The organism is Nonomuraea sp. NPDC005650 (assembly GCF_040605375.1).
Lineage (GTDB): Bacteria > Actinomycetota > Actinomycetes > Streptosporangiales > Streptosporangiaceae > Nonomuraea.
The window spans coordinates 11795-34661 of record NZ_JBEXCR010000032.1 but is presented as its reverse complement, the minus strand read 5'-3'; the positions used below and the strand labels follow the sequence as shown (position 1 = coordinate 34661).

Annotated in this window: 24 protein-coding genes; 7 read left to right on the top strand and 17 right to left on the bottom strand. The window is 72.4% G+C overall.

What is annotated here, in order from left to right:
* Window positions 1-174 precede the first annotated feature (174 nt).
* On the bottom strand, window positions 175-714 hold the full coding sequence (locus ABZS69_RS43450; protein WP_355383094.1) for a DinB family protein: 540 nt from the start codon (window positions 712-714) through the stop codon (window positions 175-177).
* Between the two features lie 161 nt (window positions 715-875).
* Here ABZS69_RS43450 and ABZS69_RS43445 point away from each other — a divergent pair, with 161 nt between their 5' ends.
* The 3 genes from ABZS69_RS43445 to ABZS69_RS43435 are packed head-to-tail and all read left to right on the top strand — an operon-like array spanning window position 876 to window position 2238.
* Window positions 876-1358 (top strand): phosphoheptose isomerase, encoded by a 483-nt coding sequence (locus ABZS69_RS43445; RefSeq protein ID WP_355383091.1) that lies wholly within the window; start codon window positions 876-878, stop codon window positions 1356-1358.
* The gene (locus ABZS69_RS43440; RefSeq protein WP_355383088.1) at window positions 1355-1630 is read left to right on the top strand and encodes a HypC/HybG/HupF family hydrogenase formation chaperone; all 276 of its coding nucleotides are present in this window, start codon (window positions 1355-1357) and stop codon (window positions 1628-1630) included. The genes ABZS69_RS43445 and ABZS69_RS43440 overlap by 4 nt, the downstream gene beginning before the upstream one ends.
* The gene (locus tag ABZS69_RS43435; protein WP_355383085.1) at window positions 1627-2238 is read left to right on the top strand and encodes an SIS domain-containing protein; all 612 of its coding nucleotides are present in this window, start codon (window positions 1627-1629) and stop codon (window positions 2236-2238) included. Before ABZS69_RS43440 ends, ABZS69_RS43435 begins: the two co-directional genes overlap by 4 nt.
* Window positions 2239-2376: 138 nt before the next feature.
* On the opposite strand, the gene hypE is transcribed toward ABZS69_RS43435, so the two are convergent.
* From hypE to ABZS69_RS43355, 16 genes are all read right to left on the bottom strand, one after another.
* On the bottom strand, window positions 2377-3450 hold the full coding sequence (gene hypE, locus ABZS69_RS43430; RefSeq protein WP_355383082.1) for a hydrogenase expression/formation protein HypE: 1074 nt from the start codon (window positions 3448-3450) through the stop codon (window positions 2377-2379).
* Window positions 3447-4700, bottom strand: coding sequence for a hydrogenase formation protein HypD (gene hypD / locus ABZS69_RS43425; protein WP_355383079.1), 1254 nt, complete (start codon window positions 4698-4700; stop codon window positions 3447-3449). The genes hypE and hypD overlap by 4 nt, the downstream gene beginning before the upstream one ends.
* 12 nt (window positions 4701-4712) lie before the next feature.
* Window positions 4713-4985 (bottom strand): HypC/HybG/HupF family hydrogenase formation chaperone, encoded by a 273-nt coding sequence (locus ABZS69_RS43420; RefSeq protein WP_355383076.1) that lies wholly within the window; start codon window positions 4983-4985, stop codon window positions 4713-4715.
* Window positions 4963-5355, bottom strand: a complete 393-nt coding sequence (locus tag ABZS69_RS43415; RefSeq protein ID WP_355383073.1) for a hydrogenase maturation nickel metallochaperone HypA — start codon at window positions 5353-5355, stop codon at window positions 4963-4965. Before ABZS69_RS43415 ends, ABZS69_RS43420 begins: the two co-directional genes overlap by 23 nt.
* Window positions 5356-5476: 121 nt before the next feature.
* Complete coding sequence (locus ABZS69_RS43410) at window positions 5477-6298, bottom strand: hydrogenase maturation protease (RefSeq protein WP_355383070.1); 822 nt, start codon at window positions 6296-6298, stop codon at window positions 5477-5479.
* Complete coding sequence (locus tag ABZS69_RS43405; RefSeq protein ID WP_355383067.1) at window positions 6295-7221, bottom strand: hypothetical protein; 927 nt, start codon at window positions 7219-7221, stop codon at window positions 6295-6297. Before ABZS69_RS43405 ends, ABZS69_RS43410 begins: the two co-directional genes overlap by 4 nt.
* Before the next feature lie 6 nt (window positions 7222-7227).
* Window positions 7228-7866, bottom strand: coding sequence for a DUF6084 family protein (locus tag ABZS69_RS43400; protein ID WP_355383064.1), 639 nt, complete (start codon window positions 7864-7866; stop codon window positions 7228-7230).
* Window positions 7866-8087, bottom strand: coding sequence for a hypothetical protein (locus tag ABZS69_RS43395; protein WP_355383061.1), 222 nt, complete (start codon window positions 8085-8087; stop codon window positions 7866-7868). The genes ABZS69_RS43400 and ABZS69_RS43395 overlap by 1 nt, the downstream gene beginning before the upstream one ends.
* Complete coding sequence (locus tag ABZS69_RS43390) at window positions 8084-8719, bottom strand: DUF5947 family protein (RefSeq protein ID WP_355383058.1); 636 nt, start codon at window positions 8717-8719, stop codon at window positions 8084-8086. The genes ABZS69_RS43395 and ABZS69_RS43390 overlap by 4 nt, the downstream gene beginning before the upstream one ends.
* Window positions 8716-9177 (bottom strand): hypothetical protein, encoded by a 462-nt coding sequence (locus ABZS69_RS43385; protein ID WP_355383055.1) that lies wholly within the window; start codon window positions 9175-9177, stop codon window positions 8716-8718. The genes ABZS69_RS43390 and ABZS69_RS43385 overlap by 4 nt, the downstream gene beginning before the upstream one ends.
* Window positions 9177-10982 carry a nickel-dependent hydrogenase large subunit gene (locus ABZS69_RS43380; protein WP_355383052.1) on the bottom strand — a complete coding sequence of 602 codons (1806 nt, stop codon included), beginning with the start codon at window positions 10980-10982 and terminating at the stop codon, window positions 9177-9179. Before ABZS69_RS43380 ends, ABZS69_RS43385 begins: the two co-directional genes overlap by 1 nt.
* Before the next feature lie 16 nt (window positions 10983-10998).
* A complete protein-coding gene (locus tag ABZS69_RS43375) occupies window positions 10999-12045 on the bottom strand; it encodes a hydrogenase expression protein HypE (RefSeq protein WP_355383049.1) in 1047 nt (348 codons plus the stop codon).
* A gap of 165 nt (window positions 12046-12210) precedes the next feature.
* On the bottom strand, window positions 12211-14475 hold the full coding sequence (hypF, locus tag ABZS69_RS43370; protein WP_355383046.1) for a carbamoyltransferase HypF: 2265 nt from the start codon (window positions 14473-14475) through the stop codon (window positions 12211-12213).
* Window positions 14476-14558: 83 nt separating this feature from the next.
* On the bottom strand, window positions 14559-15779 hold the full coding sequence (locus ABZS69_RS43365; protein WP_355383043.1) for a cytochrome P450: 1221 nt from the start codon (window positions 15777-15779) through the stop codon (window positions 14559-14561).
* Between the two features lie 35 nt (window positions 15780-15814).
* Window positions 15815-17422: an FAD-dependent oxidoreductase gene (locus tag ABZS69_RS43360; protein WP_355383040.1), complete on the bottom strand. Its 1608-nt coding sequence runs from the start codon at window positions 17420-17422 to the stop codon at window positions 15815-15817.
* 98 nt (window positions 17423-17520) lie between these two features.
* Window positions 17521-18501 (bottom strand): aminoglycoside phosphotransferase family protein, encoded by a 981-nt coding sequence (locus ABZS69_RS43355; RefSeq protein ID WP_355383037.1) that lies wholly within the window; start codon window positions 18499-18501, stop codon window positions 17521-17523.
* A gap of 125 nt (window positions 18502-18626) precedes the next feature.
* Here ABZS69_RS43355 and ABZS69_RS43350 point away from each other — a divergent pair, with 125 nt between their 5' ends.
* From ABZS69_RS43350 to ABZS69_RS43335, 4 genes are all read left to right on the top strand, one after another.
* Complete coding sequence (locus ABZS69_RS43350; RefSeq protein ID WP_355383034.1) at window positions 18627-19409, top strand: SDR family NAD(P)-dependent oxidoreductase; 783 nt, start codon at window positions 18627-18629, stop codon at window positions 19407-19409.
* A gap of 10 nt (window positions 19410-19419) precedes the next feature.
* Window positions 19420-19833 carry a Zn-ribbon domain-containing OB-fold protein gene (locus ABZS69_RS43345; RefSeq protein ID WP_355383031.1) on the top strand — a complete coding sequence of 138 codons (414 nt, stop codon included), beginning with the start codon at window positions 19420-19422 and terminating at the stop codon, window positions 19831-19833.
* The gene (locus ABZS69_RS43340; protein WP_355383028.1) at window positions 19830-20975 is read left to right on the top strand and encodes a thiolase; all 1146 of its coding nucleotides are present in this window, start codon (window positions 19830-19832) and stop codon (window positions 20973-20975) included. Before ABZS69_RS43345 ends, ABZS69_RS43340 begins: the two co-directional genes overlap by 4 nt.
* 86 nt (window positions 20976-21061) lie before the next feature.
* Window positions 21062-22840, top strand: a complete 1779-nt coding sequence (locus ABZS69_RS43335) for a PA14 domain-containing protein (protein WP_355383025.1) — start codon at window positions 21062-21064, stop codon at window positions 22838-22840.
* Window positions 22841-22867: the final 27 nt, after the last annotated feature.

Here is a 22867-nt window from a genome sequence, read left to right as displayed (position 1 = left end):
AGCCGGGCCTTCTGCGCAAGCTCGGCCCTCTGCGCAAGCCGGGCCCTCCGCCTAAGCCGGGCCGACTCTGGCCGACCCCCGCTTGGACCAGGACCTCGCTCTGGCTGACCTCCGCTCGGGCCAGGACCCCGCGTAGGCTCGGGCCCCGGCCTCGCGGGGCGTTCGATTTTCCGGCTACTCGCCGGTCAGGCCGTCTACCGACTCCCGGATGAGGTCGGCGTGGCCGTTGTGTCGTGCGTACTCCTCGATCATGTGGCACAGGATCCACCGCAGGCTGGGCGTCTGCCCGTCGGGCCAGCTGCGCCTGGCCGGTTGGTCGAGGCCGCCCTCGGCCAGTGCCTCCGCCACCGCGGACCGCGAACGGGACATCGCCTCCTGCCAGAGCGCGAAGAGCTGTTCGGGGGAGTCGGTGGCGGCCGAGTTCCACTCCCAGTCGCCGTCGGCCCGCCAGTCCACCGTGTTCCACGGCGGCGGCCAGTCCCCGCCGCGCAGCGCGCGGGAGAACCAGTGGTCCTCCACGTAGGCCAAGTGCTTGATCATCCCGCCCAACGTCATCGACGACGCGCCGACGGTCGCCTTCAGCCCGGCCGGGTCGAGATCCGAGCACTTCCACGCGAAGGTCGCGCGCTGATAGTCGAGGAAGCCCAGGAGGGTCGCGGTCTCGTCGGCCGCGAGAGGAGGCTCGGGGCGGCCTTGCTCGTCCAGTTGAGTCACGAGCGACGAGTCTAGAGGCCGGAAGGGCGGGTACCCGTGGTTCCGGGTGGGTGAATCTTGCCGGGACCTTGCCGAATCGGTGGCGGGGAAAGCCGCGCTGTTCGCGGCGGACCACGGTGGAATGGGCGATGTCGTGCAGCGCGGGAAGACGGGATGTCGGAGTGCTCGATCGGGTCCGTGAGGCCGCGGGAACGGCGCTGGTGGAAGACGTCGGCGCGGTCGTCGCGGTGGCGGCCGCCATGTCGTCGCGGTTCCGGAGTGGCGGCAGGCTGCTGGCGTTCGGCCGGGGCGAGGCCGCCTCGGACGCGGCGCACGTGGCCGTGGAGTTCACCCATCCGGTGATCGTGGGCAAGCGTGCGCTTCCGGCGTTCAGCCTGGGTGCCGAGCCCGCCTTGCTGCCGGTGCTGGGACGTCCCCAGGACATCGCCGTGGGGATCCGGCCGGCCGACGGTGATCTGGCCGTCGCCCGCGAGCTCGGCATGCTGACCGTCGCGCTGACGGCGGGAGAGGAGTGCGCGCAGGCCGAGCACCTGCTGGCCGCGCGGAGCACGGATCCGCTGGTCGCGAGGGAGATCCACGTCACGATGTACCACCTGCTGTGGGAGCTGGCCCACGTGTTCCTGGAATCGGAGTGCTCCCCGTGAGCGGCGAGTCCGGTGTGGCGCGCGGAGACAGCGGTGAGGGTGTCCGCGATGCCTCCACGGTCTGCGAGGACGTCGGCGGCTCATGCGTGACGTGCGGGGATGTGGCGGTGGAGGTTCGGGTCGTGGGGTTGCTGCCCGGCGGGCTCGCGCGTGCCGACACCGGCGAAGGTACGGAGGAGATCAGCGTGGCGCTGGTGGAGGCGCGGGTCGGGGACACCGTGCTGGTGCACGCGGGCGAGGCCATCGTCGTACTCGGAAGGGACGGCCGGTGACCGGGACGCTCTACCCGTTCCTGCGGCGTGACCCGCTCGACGCGGTGGCGTCCACCGCCGAGAAGGCCCGCGAGAGCCTGGAGCTGCGGCGGCGCGTGCTCGACGAGCTGGAGGGGCCGCTGGTGGCGTGCGCGGCGGAGATGGCCGCCGCCTTCCGCGGCGGCGGGCGGCTGTTCACGTTCGGGAACGGCGGCAGCGCCACCGACGCGCAGTCGGTGGCGGCGCTGTTCACCGGCCGCGGGCTGCCCGCGGTGTCGCTGGCGGCCGATACGGCGCTCGTGACGGCGCTCGGCAACGACGTCGGCTTCGAGGTGGTGTTCGCCCGCCAGCTCGCGGCGCTCGGCGGCGCGGGTGACATCGCCTGCGCTTTGTCCACCAGCGGCGGTTCGGCCAATGTGCTGCGCGGTCTGGCGCAGGCCGCGAGCCTGCGGATGGTGACCGTCGGCTTCGCCGGCTCCGGAGGCGGCCGCATGGCCGAGGAACGGCTGGCCGAGCACCTGTTCGTGATCCCGTCGTCGTCGGTGCACCGCATCCAGGAGGCGCAGGCGACGCTCTACCACGTGCTGGCCGAGCTGGTGTCGGCCGAGATGCCGGGCGATGCCGGGTAAGTAGCCGCGCCGCCCGTCAGGGCTGGGCAGGGGCGGGATTGCGGGTCCCGCCGTCGAGGACGACGCGTCGCCCGCTGGGGCTCAGCAGGTACGGAGGCAGCGGTTCGCCCACGAGGACGATGCGTCGCCCGGCGGGGCTCAGCAGATGCGGGGTAGTGGGTCGCCCACGAGGACGTCGACCACCCGGGTGCCGCCGAAGGCGGTGCGGAGCAGGACCAGGCCGGCCGGCGCCGTGGCGACGGTGCCGATGATCGCGGACTCGGCCCCCAGCGGGTGGGAGCGCAGCACCTCGAGGGCCCGGTCGGCGTGCTCGCCGTCCACCACCGTGACGAACCGGCCCTCGCAGGCCACGTAGAGCGGGTCGAGGCCGAGCAGCTCGCAGACGCCGGTGACCTCCGGCCGCACCGGGATGTCCTCCTCCCGCAGGACGACGGCCACCTCCGACGCGTGGGCCACCTCGTTGACGATGGTGGCCACCCCTCCCCGGGTGGCGTCCCTCAGAGTACGGACGTGCTGCGGCAGCTCGGCCAGAAGTTCGGCGACGATCCCGTGCAGCGCGGCCGTGTCGGAGGTGATCGGCGCTTCGATGCCGAAGTCGTCCCTGGCCAGCATGATCGCGGCGCCGTGCTCCCCGATCGGGCCCGAGACGAGGACCGCGTCCCCCGGCCGCGCGTGCGAGGCCGACAGCGTCACCGGCTGCTCGACGAGCCCGACCCCGGCCGTGGTGATGTAGCAGCCGTCGGCCTTGCCGCGCTGGACGACCTTGGTGTCGCCGGTCACGATCGTGACGTCGGCGGCCGCCGCGGCGGCGGCCATCGAGTCGGTGATGCGCCGCAGGTCGGCGACGGGGAAGCCCTCCTCCAGAACGAAAGCGGCCGACAGATGGGCCGGTCGGGCCCCGCACATGGCCAGGTCGTTCACGGTGCCGTTGACGGCCAGGTCGCCGATGTCCCCGCCGGGGAAGAACAGCGGCGAGACCACGTACGAGTCGGTGGTGAAGGCCAGGCGCTCGCCGCCCACCCGCAGGAGCGCGCCGTCGTCCAGGGGCGCGAGCAGCGGGTTGCGGAACGCCTCCAGGAAGACGGCCTCGATCAGGGTGTGGGTGGCCTTGCCCCCGGCGCCGTGGGCGAGCGTGATGCGCTCCTCCCTGACGACGGGCTTGCGCCGCCGGATCCGCTCGATGCGGTCGAGCACCTGCTGTTCGAGGTTCATGCCCGGCTCGCCTCCTCCGTCAGCGACTCGCCGGTGGCCGCGCCACCGTCATCCGTCCGCAGCTCCGCCGGCTCGCCGCTGTCCGTCCGAGGCTCCGGCCCGCCGCCGTCCGGTCGCGGCGCCGCCGGGCCGCCGCTCGCGCGCATCTCCTCGCGGCTGAAGCGCCCGAAGTTGTAGTACGCGGCGCACGCGCCCTCGGAGGAGACCATGCACGTGCCGATCGGCGTCTCCGGGGTGCACGCGGTGCCGAACACCTTGCACTCCCACGGCTTGAGCACCCCCTTGAGCACCTCGCCGCACTGGCACGACCGCGGGTCGGCGACGCGGACCCCGGGCAGGTCGAAGACCCGTTCGGCGTCGAAGCGGGCGTACTCGTCCGCCATGGCGAGGGCGGAGTGGGCGATGAAGCCGAGCCCGCGCCACTCGAAGTGCGGCCGCAGCCGCATCACCCGGCCGATGGCCGACAGTGCGATGTGGTTGCCGTGCCACGGCACGACGCGGGCGTACTGGTTCTCCACCTCGCAGCGGCCCTCGGCGAGCTGCGTCAGGAGCCGGTACACCGAGTCGAGTATGTCCAGCGGCTCGAACCCGGCGACCACCATCGGCTTGCCGTAGTCGCGGGCGATGAACTCGTACGGCTGGCAGCCGATCACCGCCGAGACGTGGCCGGGCCCGATGAACCCGTCGAGCCGCAGGTCCGGCGAGTCGAGGATGGCCTTGATCGCCGGAATGATCATGACGTGGTTGCAGAAGACGGAGAAGTTCGTCAGCCCTTCGGCCTCCGCGCGCAGCACGGTCATGGCCGTGGACGGCGCCGTGGTCTCGAAGCCGATGGCCATGAAGACGACCCGGCGGTCCGGATTGGCCCGCGCGATCTTGAGCGCGTCCAGCGGCGAGTACACCATCCGGATGTCGGCCCCCGCCGCCTTGGCGTCCAGGAACGAGCCCGCCCCGCCCGGCACCCGCATCATGTCGCCGAACGACGCCATGATCACGTCCGGTTGGCGGGCGATGTGGATGGCGTCGTCCACCCGGCCCATCGGGATCACGCAGACCGGGCAGCCGGGGCCGTGCACGAGGTTCACCTCGGCCGGCAGGTGGTCTTCCAGGCCGTGCTTGTAGATGGTGTGCGTGTGACCGCCGCACACCTCCATGAAGGTGTATCGGCGCCCCGGCCGGCAGCGGGCGGCGATCTGCGTGGCGAGCGCCCGCGCCGTGCCCGCGTCGCGGTACTCATCGACGAACCGCATCAGAGGTCCTTCCTAGGCGATGTCCGAGGTGCGCAGCGCGTCGAGCTCGTCCTCGTACGCCTGCCCGAGCCCATTGAGGTAGTCGAGCACCGCCTGCGCCTCCAGCTCGGAGATCTTGGACAGCGCGAACCCGACGTGCACGAGCACCCAGTCGCCGGGCTCCAGCGCCTCGTCGGCGAGCAGGCCGACGTTGATGCGCCGGCGCACGCCGCTGACGTCCACCACGGCGAGATCTTCGTGTTCGGCCAGGCGCTCGACGAGCTCACCGGGAATGCCAAGGCACACCGGACACCTCCCCCGTGGCAGCGCCGGAAGAGCCCGCGGTGGCGAAGGTGAGCGACTCCAGGACCAGCTCGTCGCCGCCGCTGACGTCGACGCCTTCGTCGCCGCAGCCCGGGCAGACCGCCAGCGAGTCCACCGACTCGGAGCTCTCACCGCAGTTGTGGCAGCCGACCGTCATCGGCGTGATGACGAGCTCCAACACCGCGTCCTGCACGGTCGTGCCGGCCGCGGCCATCGTGAACGCCTGCCCGAAGGCCTCGTCGACGACGGCGTGCCGGGCGCCGACGCGTACCCGGGCGGCCGCGACCGGCCGACCTCCCGCCTGCCGCTCGATCAGCTCGACGAGCCCCTCGCACATCCCGATCTCATGCATGCTGCCTCTACATTCGCTCCATATTGATGTATCGCCGGATGTCCGGCCACAAGCGGATGACGACCAGCGCCACCCCGCAGAGCACGACCAGCTTCACCGTGCGCGACTTCCACATCTCACATCACCTCACCGTGGGTGCCGGATCGCGGGCGTCCGGAGTGGCACTTTCCGCAATCATTTCCATAACCAGGGACTTCACTAGGCCGGCCGCCTCGCCGACCATGGCGCGTACCGGCTCACTCAGCTCGAAAGGGTCCTCCTCGACCGAGGCCGGCTCGCAGCAGACGACCCGTACCAGCGCGGGCAGCCGGCCGAGCTGCCGGGCCAGCCGCAGCACCCGGACCGGGTCCATGCCGTGCGTCTCCACCGACGCGTCGTCCCCGTCCGGCAGCTCGGGCTCCAGGACGGTGAGCGTGCCGGGCGCCTGGCCGCGCGGGGCCGCGTCCACGAAGACCACGCCCATGTAGTCGCGCTGCAGCGCGTAGGCCAGGTCCATGCCGCGGATGCCGAAGTCGACGACCTCCATGCCCGGTACGCCCGCCTGCCCGCCCAGGTGGCGGGCCACCTCGACGCCGAACCCGTCGTCCCCCAGGAACACGTTGCCGATCCCGGCCACCAGGACGCGGCCGGGGGCGGGGCGGTCCTCCTGCTCCCCGAGGGGTTCGATCTCCTCGGGGGAGTAGAAGAAGCGGTGCCCGGGCATCCGGGCCTCGCCCAGGTCGCGCCCGGGATCGTCGTCGAGCGTGACCGCGAGGTGGAAGGCGCCCTCGTCGTCCTGCTCCACGCTCTCCACGACCGCCACGCGGCCGTCGAGCACGAGGTCGAAGACGTCGGCCTGCGCGCGGGGCCGCAGCCGCACCCGGCTGCCCGGCCCGACCGGCACGCCGGCGATGACGACCTCGTCGGGGCCGCGGCCCGCCATCCGGGTCCAGAATCCAGTCATTCGTGTGGCTCCGTCCTGCGCATGATGCCGTGCAACCGCATCAGGTCCTCGGGTGTGAGGGAGTCGCAGCGGTCGAGGATCGCGCGGGCGCGCGGGTCCCCGTGGCGGATCTCCTCCCGTTCGCGGTCGCTGAGGGCCAGCACGCTCAGCGTGAGGAGCTGGTCGATCTCGGTCGCGTCGAACAGGTCGCCGGGGCTCTCCGGCGCGATCCGCGGGTGGTCGTAGAGGATGATCGGCGCGGCCAGGACCGTGTGCCGGTCGCCGTCCGGCCCGGCGAGCACCGGCCAGGCGCCGGCGTTGTCGCAGGCCGCCGCGTCGGCCCGCAGGTCCTCCGGCGGGTCCATGAGCGAGACGAACCGGGCGTCCGGCGCGTGCAGCACGGTGTGCGCGGACACCAGCGTGCGCCGCATCGCCTCCTCGCGGGTGCCTCCGGGCCAGGGCGTGGTGTTGACCACCTCGACCGTGATCCGGAACAGGTCGGGGCGCAGCCGCCGCGCGCCCGCCTCGATCCGGCCGCACAACGCCCGCCGGGTGCGCAGCACGGTTCCCTCGGAGGACTCCTGCCCGGCGGGCACGTCGATCTTCTCGATGACCGGGCCGTGCAACAGGTCCTCCAGGACCAGGCCCGGCAGGCTCACCTCGCGCTCCTGCGCCTCCTCGCCGGCCCCGGCGGCTTCCTCGCGCAGCCGGGTGACGACGTGCAGGAAGCGTACGGACACGTCGACGACGTCACCGGGCCCGCCTTCGAGCAGGCACTCGGTCCGCATCAGCCACGGATGGCCCTCGTTGGCCCGCCCGTACGCCTCCGGGTGGACGCCGCCGATCGTCCAGCGGTGCCGGTTCTTCAGCGACGACTCCCGGTACGGCCACAGCAGGTAGCCCTCGTACAGCACAGCCTGCGCGATCTGCCTGACAGGATCCATGTGCGGTCAGCCTCCGCCCGTCTCCAACAGCGACCGCACCGCGTCGTCCCAGCCGAGCAGCGTGTGCCGCACCCGGTGCGCGTACAGGCGGTCGAACGTGCCGCGCTCCAGCCGGATCCACGCGGTGTCCGGGAAGTGGCGGTCCATGAGGTCCTTCCACGCCTGCACCGGCATGCGGAAGTCCGCCTCGGTGTCCCACGGCAGGCAGGCCGCCTGCAGTCGCCCGTCATCGAGGTAGAAGACGGTGCCGGTGAACAGGAAGCGCAGCGGCGCCTCGCCGTCCGGCAGGCCGTGCAGGTATTTGGCCGCGGCCACGTCGAAGTCGTACGTGCAGGCGACCGTGACCGGCACGGTCGTGTCGCCGGTGAAGGCAGGCACATGGGTGACCGTCTGCGTCCACAGCAGGCTGGACAGGTTGCGCCCGAACTCCTCCGGCGGGCCGAACAGCTCCTTGAGCCGCTGCCGCGCGTGCTCGTCGTAGCCGCGGGCGGCGGCGTCGACGCGGATCTGCGTGGCCAGCGTCAGCGCGCGGACCGGAGCGTCCGCGCGCAGGTGGACCTGGAAACGCAGAGCGGGCGCGACGGCGGGCGTGGCCGCCTCGACGTCGCGCACCTCGATCCGCAGGGCCGGTGGTTTCGACGGCATCACGCGGGTGACAGGTTGGGCATGTCGGGGTCGATCGGGTCGTGCATGCGGGGGTTCACGCCGGTCGAGCGCCGGGCCGTGGAGCGGCCGTCGGGCAGGTGGCCCTTCTGCCGCTCGTAGCCGCCCGGCGCGTTGCCCTCGGCCACGCCCTTGACGTGGGAGGGAGCGTCGGGGCGCACGTCGCGCCGCCCGGTCCTGATCGTCGACTTCTTGTTGTTCACGCTGGGCTCCTGTCGCTGCTGGTGGCCGGCACGGTGACGGACCGGCCGCTGAGGTCGGTGAAGAATCGGGTGATGTGCTGGCGTACGTCCTTGCCGCCCGTCAGGCCCCGCCAGTGGGCGCGGATGGCCCCGACGAGCGCGTAGCAGTCGTCCACCGGCACGATCCACGCCTCGCTGTCGACGAGCAGCGCCTCCACGTCCGGCTCCAGTTGCCGCAGCACCGGATTGTCGCGCCGCAGCAGCTCCCAGGCGGTCCGGTCGGCGGGAGCCCGCACCGCTCCGGCCGGGCTCGGGTAGTACAGGACCGGCAGGCCGGTGTCGGAGTCGTGGATCAGGAAGACCGTGCGCACCGGGGCCCGCAGGCGGGTCCAGGCGCCCTCGTCCAGGCGGAAGCCGCTCAGCCTCCAGCGGCGCTCGGGCACCAGCCGGTAGTGCCCGCCACCGGCCGCCGCGTGGTCGAACAGCACCTGGCAGGCGCGGCACGCGCAGCGCAGCTCGCGCCCCGCCAGCTCCAGCAGGTGGCGGTGGACGGCGGGCAGCGGCTCGGCGCACAGCTCGCAGCGCTGGGTGCGCGGCTCGCGCCGCGCGGGCTCGGCTGCCTGCGTGGCGAGCCGGCGCAGCAGGCCCGTCATGGCACCGGCGCCCGCGAGGCGGGGCGGACGGCGAGGCTCTCGATCGGGATCAGGGCCGCGTCCGCGACCTCGATCTCGATCTCGACCCGCTCGATCTCCGGGGCCACCTCCAGCACCGCCTCCCGGAGGGCCGAGGCCGCCCCGGCCGCCGAGGAGCGGCAGCCGGTCGGGCGTACGCGCAGCCGCACCAGGTCGCCCTCGACGGCGACCAGGTCGGCGGATCCGGCCAGCGCCTGCTCCACCCGGGCCCGCGTGTCCAGCGGGTGCAGATCGTGCAGCAGGAGCAGGGGCGAGACGAGCTCGTCGGCGCCCAGCCGCGCCGCAGCCTCCTCGCCCACGACCGTCATGACCCGGGCCAGGCCCTCGCCGTACAGGCCGAGCACCTCGGCGACGAGTTCATTGGCGGCCGGGTCGGCCTTTTCGAGCAGGACTTCGATCCTGCGGACGCGCTCGTTCATCAGCCGGAGACGCTCGCGCCGAACGTGGGCGAGTGCACCTGCTTGAGCACCTTGCCGTCGCCCAGGTACATGTGCACTCCGCAGGGCAGGCACGGGTCGAAGCTGCGCACGGTACGCATGATGTCGATGCCCTTGAACGAGTCGGCGCCGTTCTCCTCGAAGATCGGCAGCCCCTGCACCGCGTCCTCGTACGGTCCCGGCGTGCCGTACATGTCGCGCGGGCTGGCGTTCCACGGCGTCGGCGGGTACGGGTGGTAGTTGGCGATCTTCCCGTCGCGGATCACCATGTGGTGCGACAGCACGCCGCGTACCGCCTCGTGGAAGCCGCAGCCGATCGCGTCGTCCGGCACCTCGAAGTCGGTGAACACCTGCGTGCGCCCGGCCCGCACCTCGCCCATCGCCTGTTCGAGGAAGTAGACGGCCATCGCCGCCGCGTACGCCACGAAGTAGACGCGGGCGCGGTTGCGCTCGATGGTGTTGGCCCAGCGCGGGATCCTCCACTCCATCCGCGTCTCCGGGAAGGCCGCGCTCTTGGGCAGGTGGATCTCCACGCTCTGGCCCGTGGCCTTCACCGTGCCGGTGTCGACGAGGCCGGCCAGCGCGGTGGTCCACAGCCGGGCCAGCGGACCGCCGCCGGTGTCGAGCGCCAGGTGGTCGCCGGTGCGCTGGTCGTACCAGCGAGGGCTCATCACCCAGCTGTAGTTGCCGTCCTCCAGGTCGCGCTTCTGCGGCTTGGGCAGGGTCGTCTGGTTCCACGGGTGGCGCTGGTCCACCGGGTTGCCCAGCGGGTCGTGGGTGACGAACGTCTCCTCGGCCTGCCAGTCGTCGTAGTAGGAGCTGCCCAGCAGGATCCTGATGCCGAGGTTGATGTCGACCAGGTTCGTCGTCACCAGCTCGCCGTCCACCACGATGCCCGGCGTGACGAACATCCGCCGGCCCCACTCGTTCATGGTCCGGTAGTCGTAGTCGGCCACCGCCGGGTCCTGGAACGAGCCCCAGCAGCCGAGCATCACGCGCCGCCGGCCGACCTCCTCGTAGCCGGGCAGCGCCTCGTAGAAGAAGTCGAAGAGGTCGTCGTTCATCGGGACGGACCGCTTGACGAAGTCGAGAACCCTCAGCAGCCGCACCATGTAGTCGGTGAACACCTGCGGCGTCGCCACGGTGCCGACGCCGCCGGGGTAGAGCGTGGACGGGTGCACGTGCCGGCCCTCCATCAGGCAGCACATCTCCCTGGTGATCCGGCTCACCTGCAGCGCCTCGCGGTAGAGGTCGCCGCTGAACGGGTTGCAGGCCCGCATGATGTCGGCGATCGTCCGGTAGCCGTGGATCGCGGAGTTGGGCGCCTGGGTCGTCTCGGCCCGGCGCAGCAGGCTCGGGTTGGTCTCCTTGACCATCTGCTCGCAGTAGTCGACGAAGACCAGGTTGTCCTGGAAGAGCGTGTGGTCGAACATGTACTCGGCGGCTTCGCCCAGGTTGATGATCCACTCGCCCAGCGGCGGGGGTTTGATGCCGTACGCCATGTTCTGCGCGTAGATCGAGCAGACCGCGTGGTTGTCGCCGCAGATGCCGCAGATGCGGCTGGTGATGAAGTGCGCGTCACGCGGGTCCTTGCCCCTCATGAACACGCTGTAGCCGCGGAACAGCGACGAGGTGCTCTTGCACTCGACGACCTGGCGGTTCTTGAAGTCGATCTTCGTGTAGATGCCCAGGTTGCCGATGATCCTGGTGATCGGGTCCCAGGACATCTCGACCAGCTCGCGGGCCTCGCCCTTGAGCTTTCTTTCCCCTGCCGTACGGGTTGCCACCTCGCCGCTCTCCCTCTTAGCCGTTTCCCCAGCGCGGGTCGAACCCGCTCGTCAGCCTGCGGCGGTTGTGGCGCCACTTGGGCTCCTTGTTCGCCGCCTTGTTGGTGATCGCGCGAAGCCTGCGGATCATCGCGCCGTACGCGCCGCTCATCGCGACCGAGACCGCCGCTCCTGGGGGTTCGTCCATGAAAGGCATGAACTTGTCGGGGAAGCCGGGCATGGTGCAGGCGATGCAGATGCCGCCCACGTTCGGGCAGCCGCCGACGCCGTCCATCCAGCCGCGCTTGGTGACGTTGCAGTTGACCACCGGCCCCCAGCAGCCGACGCGCACGAGGCACTTGGGGGAGTTGTAGTCGTGGGCGAAGTCGCCCTGCTCGTAGTAGCCGGCCCGGTCGCAGCCCTCGTGCACGGTCTTGCCGAACAGCCAGGTGGGGCGCAGCATGTCGTCGAGCGGGATCGTCGGCGCCATGCCCGCCGCCTGGTAGAGCAGCCAGGTCAGCGTCTCGGTGAAGTTGTCCGGCTGCACGGGACAGCCGGGCACGTTGACGATGGGCAGCCCGCCCGCGGAGCGGAAGTCGCGGCCCAGGTAGTCGGCCAGGCCCATGCACCCGGTCGGGTTGCCGGCCATGGCGTGGATGCCGCCGTACGCCGCGCAGGTGCCGATCGCGACCACGGCCCACGCCTTGGGCGCGAGCCGGTCGATCCACTGGTTGACCGTGATGGGCTGGCCGGTGGCCGGGTCGTTGCCCATGGACGTCCAGTAGCCCTCGCCGTTGATCTTCTCGTTCGGGATCGAGCCCTCGACCACGAAGATGAACGGGCCGAGCTCGCCCTCGTGGGCCCGGTGGAACGGCGCCATGAAGGCGTCGCCCGTCTCCGCGGCCAGCACCTTGTTGTGCAGGTGCACCTTCGGCAGTCCCGGTACGAGCCCGAGCAGGATGTCTTCCAGGCTCGGCAGCGTGGCGGCGGTGACCGAGACCGTGTCACCGTCGCAGCTCATGCCCTCCGAGGTCCACAGGATGTGCACCTCGTCCAGGGCTTTCGGTGTCTCTATGGCTGTCATGGCCCAAGCCCCCTTCTCGGCCCGCGTAGAGGTTTAGGCCCTCATTTCATTTGGTATCGGACCTGCGACTCTACGTAGCGGACATACCGTGATGACGGGGGTTGTAAACCACGGCGCGGACCCTGCCACCCGTGGTGAGCTGCGCGAACGCCGGTCCACGCGGCCTCACGGGGAGGTGCAGGCAAGCCGGTCACGGGCCGCGGCGACGGCCACCTGGCCGAGGCTGATGCCGCCGTCGTTGGCCGGCACGCCGCAATGGGTGAGCACCCGGAACCCGGCCCCGCTCAGCCCCTCCAGCGTGCGGCGCAGCAGCAGCAGGTTCTGGAAGACGCCGCCGGACAGCGCGACCGTCGTCAGCCCCGTGTCGTCGCGCAGCATCAGGCAGCAGCGCACGATGAGCTCGCTCACGCCGTTGTGGAAGCGGGCCGAGACGACCGGCGCGCCGACGCCCGCGGCCAGATCCGCCGCGGCGGCCCGTACCAGGTCCGAGCCGGCTGCCACCAGCACGCCGCCGTCGCGGGAGACGGCCGCGGGGTAGCCGCCGCGCTCGCCGGGGTCGGCGAGCTGTTCGAGCTCGATCGCGGCCTGCCCCTCGTACGTGATGGCGTCGCGCACGCCGACCAGCGCCGCCACCGCGTCGAACAGGCGGCCCGCGCTCGACGTGAGCGGCGCGGCCGGCCCGCCGCGCCGGGCCAGCGCGGTCACCTGCTCCCAGCGCGGCTGGTTGCGCCGGGCCACGGCCGGTGTCCCGCCGTCGCCGTCCAGGTACGCGGCGGCCATCCGCCACGGCTGCCTGATCGCCGCGGCGCCGCCGGGCATCGGCACGGGGGCCAGATGCCCGGCCCGCTCGAACGAGGCCAGGTCGGCCAGGAGGAACTCGCCGCCCCACAGGGTCCCGTCGAGGCCGTAGCCGAGCCCGTCGAACGCGACGCCGATGACCCGGCCGTGCTCGCCGTTGTCGGCCAGGCAGGAGGCGATGTGCGCGTGGTGGTGCTGGACGGCGACCAGCTCGACGTCCGGCAGGCTGAGGGCGTGCTTGGTGGACAGGTACTCCGGGTGCAGGTCGTGGGCCACCACCTCGGGACGCACGTCGAACAGCGCGGCGAAATGCGAGATCCCCTCCACGTACGACCGGAAGGTCTCGTAGTTCTCCAGGTCGCCGATGTGCGGGGAGACGAACGCGTGCCGGCCCTTCGCCAGGCAGAAGGTGTTCTTCAGCTCGGCGCCGCAGCCGAGGATCGGCCGGGGCGCCTCCCCGGCCAGCGTGAACGGGCTCGGGGCGTGGCCGCGCGAGCGCCGCACGGCCATCGCCTTCCCCCGGAAGGGCCGCACCACCGAGTCGTCGGCGCGCAGGTGGATCGGGCGGTCGTGGGTGAGGAACGCGTCCGCGATGCCGCCCAGCCGCTCCAGGGCGTCGCGGTCGTCGTACGCGATCGGCTCGTCCGAGCGGTTGCCGCTGGTCAGCACGATAGGGGCGCCCGCGTCGGCGAGCAGCAGGTGGTGCAGCGGCGTGTAGGGCAGCATCAGGCCGAGCCGGCGGGTCCCCGGCGCGACCGCCCCCGCCACCGGCGCGGCGACCGACGCGTCAGGGAGGCGCGGCAGCAGGACGACGGGCCGCGCGCGATCGGTCAGCAGCGCGGCGGCGACGTCGTCCACCTCGCACAGCCGCCGCGCCGCGGCCAGGTCGGCGACCATGACCGCGAACGGCTTGTCCTCGCGCTGCTTGCGCCGCCGCAGCTCGGCGGCGGCGCCCTCGTCGGAGGCCAGCACCGACAGGTGGTAGCCGCCCAGGCCCTTCACCGCCAGCACCCCGCCCTGGCGCAGCACCCGCACGGCGCCCGCCAGCGGGTCGCCGGCCGGCGCGCCGGTCAGTTCGAGCTTGGGGCCGCAGGCCGGGCAGCAGGTGGGCTGGGCGTGGAAGCGCCGGTCGGCAGGGTCGTGGTACTCGGCCAGGCAGCCGTCGCACATCGCGAACCCGGCCATCGTGGTCAGCGGCCGGTCGTACGGCATCGCCCGCACGATCGTCAGCCGCGGCCCGCAGTTGACGCAGTTGACGAACGGGTAGCGGTAGCGCCGATCGGCGGGGTCGGCCAGCTCGGCCAGGCAGTCGCCGCAGGTCGCGATGTCGGGCGACACCAGCGTGCGCGACGTCCCCGACGGGTCGCTCGCGACGATCCGGAACCGGCCGTCCGCGTGCACCATGCCGGAGGTGACGGTCACCCGCTCGATCGCGGCCAGCGGGGGCGCGTCGCACTCCAGCCGCACCAGGAACTCCGCGATCTCGCCGCGCCCGCCCTCCAGCTCGACGAACACGCCGTGGGCGTCGTTGCCCACCCGGCCCGCCAGGCCGAGCCGCGTGGCCAGCCCGTGCACGAACGGCCGGAACCCCACCCCCTGGACAACGCCCTCGACGCGGACCCGCACCCCCATCGGGCCAGTCTGCAACGGAACCGGCCCGGACTGAACCACCCCGGCGGCGAGGCGCGGATTTTGCCTCCGACCAGCGGGAACGCTCACGCCGGAAGGACGTCGTCGAACTCCACGTAGAGGTGGCGGGGCCCGCGCAGCCCCGGGTTCGGCCGGTACGGCGGCGGGTCGGCGACCAGGCGCGGTCCGACGAGCCGGCGAGCGAGCTCGCCCAGCGCGAGCTGCGTCTCCAGCCGGGCGAGCGCGGCCCCGAAACAGTAGTGGATGCCGCTGCCGAAGCCGAGGTGCTGGTTGTCCCGCCGGTCGGGGTCGAAGCGGTCGGGGTCGGGGAAGCGGGCCGGGTCACGGCTGCCGGCGGCGAGCGCGAGGCTGATGACGGAGCCCTTGGGGATGGTCGTGCCGGCGATCTCGATGTCGGCGAGCGCGGAGCGGCGCAGGCTGAGCAGCTGCACCGGCGGCTCGTAGCGGAGCAGCTCTTCGACCGTGCCCACGACCAGGTCCGGCTCGTGCCGCAGCCGGTCCAGCACGCGGGGGTGGCGCAGCAGGGTGAGCATGCCGTTGGTGATGAGGTTGACGGTGGTCTCGTGGCCGGCGACGAGCAGCGTCGAGGCGGCGCTGAGCAGGTCACCCAGCGCCAGGTCGATGGCCGGGTCGGTGACGATGGCGGAGATCAGGTCGTCGCCCGGCCGCCGGCGGTGGGCGTCCACCAGCTCCTTCATGTACGCGCCCAGCTCCGCCCTGACCTCGGTGCTCCGCCGCTCCCGCTCGGCGACGGTCCCGGTGGTCGGGTCGATGGTCTCGATGACGGCCTGCGACCACCGGTGGAAGCGGGGCTCGTCCTCGCGGGGCACGCCCAGCAGCTCGCAGATCACCGTGACCGGCAGCGGATAGGCGAAGTCCTCGACGATGTCGACCCGGGTCTTCCCGGCGAACCCGTCGATCAGGTTTGTGACGATCTCCATGATCCCGGACGTCATGCCGTCGATTCGGCCGGGGCAGTGGGGCGGCCCGAAGTGCCGCATCATCATGCGGCGGATCCGGTCGTGGTCCGGCGGATCGAGCCTGATGAACGAGGACGGCAGCGACGGCTGCGCCTCCCGCTCGGCGGCGATCTCGGGAATGTTGCGGACGTCGGAGCTGACCCGGGGGTCGTGCAGCAGCGCGAGGATCTCCCGGTAGCCGCTGACCACGTAGCTGCCGTCCGCCTGCCGGGCCACCGGGTCCTTGCGGAGCTCGGCGTAGAGCGGGTAAGGATCGGCGCGGTTGGCGTAGTCGAGGATCTGCTCGTAGAGGCTGGCCTCTGCCACGATGACGGCTCCCTGAGGTGGTCGCTTGCTGTGAGTCAGTCCCGCCGCTGCAGCGTCACGCGGCGCTCGTCCGGGTTGTGTCCGGTCAGCACCACGGTCGCGCCGTAGAGGGGGGAGAACCGCTGCGGTACGTCGGCCGGCATGACCGGCATCTCGGCGGGCCGTCCGACCATGCCAGGAGCGGGCGGGAACGGCGCGGCCCGCTCGATCTGCGACTGGTAGAAGTCGAGCCACATCGCCTGGTCGAAGGCGACCGCGGCGGTGATGCGGCCCCGGTTGCCGTAGACGGCGACGAAGCGCCGCTCGGCCACCGAGCCCTGCGCGATGACGACCTCGTCGGCGAAGGTCGGCACCCCGACCGACTTGATGTTGACGCCGAACTGGGCGGACCAGAAGATCGGCAGGGACACGTGCGGCCAGCGGTCGCTCTCGGCGCTGATCATGTTGTGCGCCGCGACCTGGGCCTGGGTGACCGCGTTGCCCCAGTGTTCGAGGGACAGGAACTGGTACTCGTACACCGGGTGGGGGGCGCGCGCCACGTCGCCGGCGACGAAGACGTTGTCGGTGACCAGGGCGTTGACGTCGAACGCGCGGCAGCCCGCGTCGCAGGCGACGCCCCACACCCCGGCGGCCAGCCCGGAGCCCTCCAGCCATTCGACGTTGCGCTCCGCGCCCAGCGCGGCCACCGCCACGTCCACGTCGAGCGTGGTGCCGTCGGACAGCCGCGCCCGGTGCAGCCGCCCGTCCCCGTCTCCTTCGAGCGCCTCGACGCCGACCCCGCAGCGCAGGTCCACGCCGTGATCGCGCTGCAGGTCCGCCGCGATCGCCCCGATCGTCCCGCCCAGCGCGCCCACCAGCGGCGCCTTCCCGCGCTCGGTGACGGTGACGTCCAGGCCCAGCTCGCGGCAGACGGAGGCGATCTCCGACCCGGTGAAGCCGGCGCCGATGATCAGCACGCGCCTCGGGCCCGCGACCAGCCGCTCCCGCAGCCGGGCCGCGTCCTCGTTGGTACGCAGCACGAACACCCCGTCGAGGGCGGCCTCCCGCGCGTTCGGCCAGGGCCGGGCCCGCGCCCCCGTGGCGATCAGCAGGCGGTCGAAGTCCACCTTGCGGCCGTCGGCGAGGTGGACCTGCCTGGCCGCCAGGTCCAGCCCGGTCGCCGCCTGCCCGAGCAGCCATTCGGCCTCGAACTCGGCGCGCCGGGGCAGCGCGGTGTCCTCCGCGGCCACCTGCCCGGTCAGGACCTGCTTGGACAGCGGCGGCCGGTCGTACGGCTCGTACGGCTCCGCGCTGACCATGGTCAGCGTCCCGGCGTAGCCCTCCCTGCGCAGCGTCACCGCCGCCCGCAGGCCCGCCAGCGAGGCGCCCACGATGACGATGCGGCCCACCTCCACCGGCCGCCTCCTGGGGCCCGGCCTGGGCGGGGCGGCCTTCTCCGGTCTTCCGAGCGTGTTGACCTGGTCGACCACCAGGGCCTGGACCGGGCAGGCCGCGGCGGCGCGCAGGACGCGGGAGCGCTGCGAGTCGTCCGGGTGGAGCTCGTACATGAGGGCTTCGGAGCGGTGCATCGCGAAGACGTCCGGCGCGAGGAAGGCGCACTGCCCGTACCCCTCGCAGCGGGTGAGATCAACGACGACTCTCATCTGGATCGTCCTCTTCGATACGTGGCGTGACGGTTACTGTGGGTAATTATCGGCAGGCATACCCATTGCGGTCATAGCCATACCAACCGCCCCGAAGGTCAGCGCCGGGCCGTCAGCGCCAGCACGTCCGCGAGCTGGCGCGGGGTCGGCAGGGTGCGCAGGGCCTCGTCGATCTCGCGCTCCGCCCACTCGCGGTGGCGCGGCTCGGCCCCCGGGTCCAGCGTGACGCTGATCTGGCCCAGCAGGAAGTTCAGCCGGCCCGACAGCAGCATCGAGAAGTCCGCCGCCTCCGTGACGCGCCCCGGCCCGCCCTCGCGCACGTACGCCTCGTACATGGCCCGCATGGCGTCGAGGTCCGCCTCCGGGCCGTCGCAGAACCAGTCGAACAGCGCCCTGGCCAGCTCCCGCCCCGGCGCGGCCGGCCCGAGGTTGTCCCAGTCGACGACCACCAGGGCGCCCTCGGGGTCGGCCAGGACGTTCTCCGGGTGCAGATCGCGATGGCAGGCGATCAGCTCGGCGGGATCGGCCGGCGCGACCGCCGCGCACAGCTCGGGGAGCGTGGCCAGCCGGTCGGCCAGGCGTCCGGCCCAGGCCGCGTCCGCCGTGGCCGCCCGCGCCCACTCGTGCCCGGCCGGGACCCGGTGGTACCAGGCGGCGGGCGGCCCGCCGCCTGGCTCCGCCGAAGTGGCGGGAGCGCACCGGTGCAGGCGCGCCAGCAGCGAGCCGAGCTCGCGCGGCGTGGCCCGCGCCGCCAGATCGACCGGCCGCAGGTCCACCCAGTCGTACAGGCGCAGCCACGTCCCGCCGCCGGGTGCGGCGATCACGTGGCGCCCGTCGCGGTCGGCGTGGCCGGCCGGGAGGCGTACGCCCGCCGCGGCCGCTCGCCGCGCGAGCGCCAGCTCCGCCTCGATCAACGCCTCCGACGGCGGCTCGGCGAAGATCTCCTTCAGCGCGTAGCGGGCCGGGCCCACCTCCAGCCGCCAGATCTGCCCCAGCGCGCCCCGCGGCCCGGGCGACACCACGACCTCCGCGTCCCACCCGAACACCTCGCGCACGTGCGCGACCAGCTCCGCGACCACGCTCAGCCCTCCGAACCGACCCGGTACGGCCAGTATGGCCCCCTTGACAGCGGGGTGCGCCTGGTTGAAAGCTGATTCCAGAACCGAGTTCTAAAACTGTCGGCCGGCAGAAAGGCGGGGTGGCCGTGGGCGTACTCGACGGCAGGGTCGCGCTCGTGACCGGGGCCAGCAGGGGCATCGGCGCCGTCATCGCGGCGGAGTTCGCCGCCGCGGGCGCCCGCGTGGCGGCCAGCGCGCGCACGCTGGAGGCGGGCGCGAACCGGCTGCCCGGCACGCTGCGGGACACGATCGACGGCATCCGGGCCGCGGGCGGGACGGCGGCGGCCTTCGCCGCCGACCTGTCCGTCCCCGGCGACCGCGAACGGCTCGTCGAGCAGGTGCGCGAGCGCTACGGCGAGGTGGACATCCTGGTCAACAACGCCGCGGTCACCTACTTCACCCCGGTGGCCGACTTCACCGCGCGCCGCTTCGCGCTCATGTTCGAGGTGCAGGTGACCGCGCCGGCGCACCTGGCGCAGCTCGTCATCCCCGGCATGCGGGCGCGCGGGCGCGGCTGGATCCTGAACATCTCCTCCGTCGCCGCCCGGCACCCGCCGATCCCGCCGGGCCCGTACGCGGGGCTGGGAGGGACCGTCTACGGCATGTGCAAGGCGGCGCTCGAACGCTTCAGCACCGGCCTGGCCGCCGAGCTGTACGCCGACGGGATCGCGGTCAACGCCCTCGCCCCGACCGACGTCGTGCCCACCCCGGGCACGCTGTTCCACGGCCTGGTCACCGAGGACGGCCCGGACACGGAGCCGCCGGAGGTGATGGCCGCCGCCGCGCTGGCCCTGTGCCAGGCCCCGGCGAGCGAGCTGACCGGCCGCGTCGCCTACTCCCAGGAGCTGCTGGCCGAGCTCGCCCGTTGAGAGGAGCCCCATGCCCGCCAAAGCGGCGCCGGTGCCGACACCGGAGACGCGACCGTACTTCGACGCCGCCGCCCGGGGCGAGCTGCGGATCCAGCGCTGCCTCGACTGCGGCAGGCCGTTCTTCTACCCGCGCCCGTGCTGCCCGTTCTGCGCCTCGGACGCGCTCGAATGGTTCACGACCAGCGGGCGCGGCACGCTGTACTCCTACACGATCAGCCACCGGCCCGCGCCCGGCTTCGAGCACGACGTGCCGTACGCGATCGCCGTCGTGCAGCTGGCCGAGGGCCCGCGGCTGATGGCCAACATCGTCGGCATCGACAACACCCCCGACCATCTGGTGCTGGACATGGAGCTGCGGGTGACGTTCGAGCGGCGCGGGGACGTGACCATCCCCCAGTTCACGCCGGCGGAGGCGGGCCGATGACGCCGGGCGACGTGGTGATCGCCGGCGCGGCCGAGACCGACGAGGTCGGCGTGCTGCCCGAGCACTCCACACTGCGGCTGCACGTGGAGGGCGCCCGCAACTCAGTGGCCGACGCGGGCCTGCGCATGTCGGAGGTCGACGGCATCGCCAGCGTGTCCGCGCCCGGCCCGATCCAGGTCGCCCACGCGCTGGGCGTGCGGCCCCGGTGGATCGACGGCACCGGCGTGGGCGGCACGTCGTTCCTTCTTCACGTACGCCACGCGGTGGCGGCGATCCGGGCCGGCCACGCGTCCACGGTGCTGGTCACCCACGGCGAGTCCGGCAGGTCCCGGGTCGGCTCGGCGCGCGGGATCCTGCCGGCGTCCAGCCCCAATGCCCAGTTCGAGGCGCCGTACGGGGTGTCCGGGCCGCCGACGATGTTCACGATCCCGCTGCTGCGGTACATGAAGGAGCTCGGGCTGACGGCCGAGCAGCTCGCCTACGTGGCGGTCGCGCAGCGCAAGTGGGCGGCGCTCAACCCGCGGGCCCGCCACCGCGACCCGATCACCGTCGAGGACGTGCTCGGCTCGCGCATGATCTCCTACCCGCTGCACCTGCTGGAGTGCTGCCTGGTCACCGACGGCGGCGGCGCGCTGGTGATCACCTCGGCCGAGCGGGCCAGGGATCTGCCGCAGCCCCCGGTGCACATCCTGGGCACGGGGGAGACCTTTGAGTCGCCGCTGATCTCCCAGATGGAGGACTTCACCACGTCGGCGGCGTTCCGCCGCTCCAGCGCCGAGGCGTTCGCGGAGGCGGGCATCACGCACGGCGACGTGGACCATGTGATGATCTACGACGCGTTCGCGCACGTGCCGATCTACGGGCTGGAGGACATGGGCTTCGTCGGGCGGGGCGAGGCCGGGGCGTTCATCGCCGAGGGCAACACCGAGCCCGGCGGGCGGCTCCCGCTGAACACCAACGGCGGCGGGCTGTCCTACACCCACACCGGGATGTACGGCATGTTCCTCCTCCAGGAGTCGGTACGGCAGCTGCGCGGGCAGGCCGCCGCGCAGGTGCCGGGCGTCGAGGTCAGCGTGGCGCTGGGCAACGGCGGCATGTTCACGGCCGCGGGCACGCTGGTGCTGAGCAACCGCACGCCGTGACGCCGCCGCCACATCGGCGTTCACTCGGCTGTCATCCGTATATGTCATGATCCACGGGTTCTCATGGATCTTGTGACAGGAGAAGGATGACTGCATTAGCGCGCCGCGCGCTCCGGGCCGCTCTCGCGGGCGGCCTGGCCGCGGCCGTGGCGATCTGGCCGGTGGCGGCACCCGCCGAGGCGGCCGTCGCCGCCGCCGTCTCGGTGGACTTCACCAAGCCGGTTCGCACGCTGTCCGCCGGTGACTACGGCGTCGGCATCACCGGGTACGGCGAGGGCTCGTACATCACGAACGACGCCCGGCACCGCGAGCACCTGCGCAACCTCAAAGCGGGCCGGATGCGCATAGAGCTGCACTACCAGGAGCCGGGCAACCCCTCCAGCCCCATCGTGTGCGGCGGGTACAAGTGCGACACGACCATCACGGGCGACGCCTGGATCGCGGCCATCCGCGACCTGGGCGCCGAGCCGGTCGTCATCCTCCAGGTGGACGGCCGCCAGACCGCCGAGGTGAACCGGGACGACGCGGTCGCCCTGTACCGGCACTTCGCCGCCTCGGGCATGCCGGTGCGGCGCTTCATCCTGGGCAACGAACTCAACTGCACCTGCACCCCAGAAAAGCCTGAAATGTCGGCATCTGAGTACAGCCGGCGCTTCAACCTGATCACCGACGCCCTCGACGCCGCGGACTCCGCGGTCCGCGTCGGCGGCCCCGCCACGGCCTGGAACGACCTGTCCTACATCAGGACGTTCCTGGAGGGCTCGCGGGACCGGGTCGACTTCCTGGACTACCACGACTACGGCAACGGCACGGACCCGATCAGCGACGAGGACCTCCTGGGCGCCGCGATCCGAAGCTACGAGACGGACCTGAAGGAGGTCGGCGCGCTGGCCGAGTCCGTGCTCGGCCGCAAGATCGACCTCCAGATCGGCGAGTTCAACTCCGACTTCGACGACCCCGACGGCCACCGTACGCTGACCCACTTCAACACGCTGTGGGGCGCCGCGGCGCTGGGCCAGATCCTGCACGCCGGGGCCGCCGCCTACCAGTACGGCGACAAGAACGGCCAGCTCGGCCTGACCAGCACGAAGGGCGAGGGCGGCATCCAGCGCAGCGAGCCGCTGCCCATCTACCACGGCATCGGCATGTTCACCGGCGAGGGCCTGTTCCGCCCGTTCGGCACCACGATGGTGCAGGCGACGGCCGACACCGACCAGCTGTACGCGTTCGCCTCCGACTCGGCCAAGAACGTCGTCCTGGTCAACGTCGGCGCCCAGCCGCTGGAGACCAGGCTCGCGTTCACCGGCCTGACGGCGGGCACGGCCGCGATCTGGCAGAGCACGTCCGACGCGTGGGCCCCGCACCGCACCGGGACGGCCGCCATCGCGGGCGGCGCCGCGACGCTCACGCTCCCGGCCGGCTCGGCCACGACCCTGGTCATCGACCAGCAGGGCCTGTCGGCGACCTACTTCGACAACGCCGACCTGACCGCGCCCAAGCTGACCCGGATCGACCCGGCGGTGGACTTCGACTGGGGCGCGAACGCCCCCGACCCTGCCGTGTCCGCCGACACGTTCAGCGTGCGGTGGACCGGCAAGGTGATCGCCGCGCGCGCCGAGACGTACACGTTCATCACCACGAGCGACGACGGCGTGCGGCTCTGGGTGGACGGCACGCTCCTCGTGGACAACTGGACGGACCACTCCAAGCGCGACGACAGCGGCGACATCGCGCTGAGCGCCGGTGCGCATGACATCAAGATGGAGTTCTACGACAGCGGCTACGACGCCATCGCCCAGCTCCACTGGTCCAGCCCGACCGTGCAGCGGCAGATCATCCCCACGGCGAACCTGCTCGCCGGCTGAGTCGTGAGCCCCGGCCCCTGCCTCGGG

Excerpts from the sequence above, each read along its gene's own strand:
- ABZS69_RS43335 (WP_355383025.1), top strand. The coding sequence starts at position 21,062 with ATGACTGCATTAGCGCGCCGCGCGCTCCGGGCCGCTCTCGCGGGCGGC.
- ABZS69_RS43360 (WP_355383040.1), bottom strand. The coding sequence starts at position 17,422 with ATGAGAGTCGTCGTTGATCTCACCCGCTGCGAGGGGTACGGGCAGTGC.
- ABZS69_RS43415 (WP_355383073.1), bottom strand. The coding sequence starts at position 5,355 with ATGCATGAGATCGGGATGTGCGAGGGGCTCGTCGAGCTGATCGAGCGG.
- hypF (WP_355383046.1), bottom strand. The coding sequence starts at position 14,475 with ATGGGGGTGCGGGTCCGCGTCGAGGGCGTTGTCCAGGGGGTGGGGTTC.
- ABZS69_RS43400 (WP_355383064.1), bottom strand. The coding sequence starts at position 7,866 with ATGCCGTCGAAACCACCGGCCCTGCGGATCGAGGTGCGCGACGTCGAG.
- hypD (WP_355383079.1), bottom strand. The coding sequence starts at position 4,700 with ATGCGGTTCGTCGATGAGTACCGCGACGCGGGCACGGCGCGGGCGCTC.
- ABZS69_RS43390 (WP_355383058.1), bottom strand. The coding sequence starts at position 8,719 with ATGACGGGCCTGCTGCGCCGGCTCGCCACGCAGGCAGCCGAGCCCGCG.
- ABZS69_RS43405 (WP_355383067.1), bottom strand. The coding sequence starts at position 7,221 with ATGGATCCTGTCAGGCAGATCGCGCAGGCTGTGCTGTACGAGGGCTAC.
- ABZS69_RS43345 (WP_355383031.1), top strand. The coding sequence starts at position 19,420 with ATGCCCGCCAAAGCGGCGCCGGTGCCGACACCGGAGACGCGACCGTAC.
- ABZS69_RS43340 (WP_355383028.1), top strand. The coding sequence starts at position 19,830 with ATGACGCCGGGCGACGTGGTGATCGCCGGCGCGGCCGAGACCGACGAG.
- ABZS69_RS43375 (WP_355383049.1), bottom strand. The coding sequence starts at position 12,045 with ATGACAGCCATAGAGACACCGAAAGCCCTGGACGAGGTGCACATCCTG.
- hypE (WP_355383082.1), bottom strand. The coding sequence starts at position 3,450 with ATGAACCTCGAACAGCAGGTGCTCGACCGCATCGAGCGGATCCGGCGG.
- ABZS69_RS43385 (WP_355383055.1), bottom strand. The coding sequence starts at position 9,177 with ATGAACGAGCGCGTCCGCAGGATCGAAGTCCTGCTCGAAAAGGCCGAC.
- ABZS69_RS43410 (WP_355383070.1), bottom strand. The coding sequence starts at position 6,298 with ATGACTGGATTCTGGACCCGGATGGCGGGCCGCGGCCCCGACGAGGTC.